This window comes from Streptomyces sp. NRRL S-31 (genome assembly GCF_000718775.1).
Taxonomy (GTDB): Bacteria; Actinomycetota; Actinomycetes; order Streptomycetales; family Streptomycetaceae; genus Streptomyces.
Window position 1 is genome coordinate 1 of sequence record NZ_JOCB01000246.1, and the last position, 557, is coordinate 557.

The 557-nt window shown below is 73.2% G+C and carries 1 protein-coding gene; it reads left to right on the top strand.

All coding sequences use genetic code 11. The annotated features are described in order from the left end of the window. On the top strand, positions 1-557 hold a 557-nt coding region (locus tag IF37_RS40390; RefSeq protein ID WP_037858428.1), incomplete at both ends, for a ketoacyl-synthetase C-terminal extension domain-containing protein.

The window sequence follows — 557 nt, forward strand, 5'->3', positions numbered from 1 at the left end:
GTGAGCCGTTGTGGCTGGGGTCGGTGAAGTCGAACATCGGGCACACGCAGGCGGCGGCGGGTGTGGCGGGTGTGATCAAGATGGTGATGGCGATGCGGCGCGGTGAACTGCCGCGGACCCTCCACGTGGACGCGCCGACCTCACATGTCGACTGGTCGGCGGGTCATGTCTCACTGCTGACCGAGGCCCGGCCGTGGCCGGAGACGGGGCGTCCCCGCCGTGCAGGCGTGTCGGCGTTCGGCATCAGCGGTACGAACGCGCACGTGGTGATCGAGGCGGCTGCCGAGGAGCCGGTCGGGGTCTCGACGGGGTCCGCGGGCGGGGTGGTGCCGTGGGTGTTGTCGGGGAAGTCGGATGTGGCGCTGCGGGAGCAGGCGCGTCGGCTGGAGTCGTTCCTGGCCGGGCAGCCGGGGGTCGGCGCGGTCGCGGTGGGTCGGGCGCTGGCGGGGCGGTCGCGTTTCGAGCACCGGGCGGTGCTGAGCGGTGTGGAGGCGTTGGAGGCGCTGGCGGAGGGCCGGTCGGCGCCGGGTCTGGTCACGGGGACTGTCCGTCCGTTG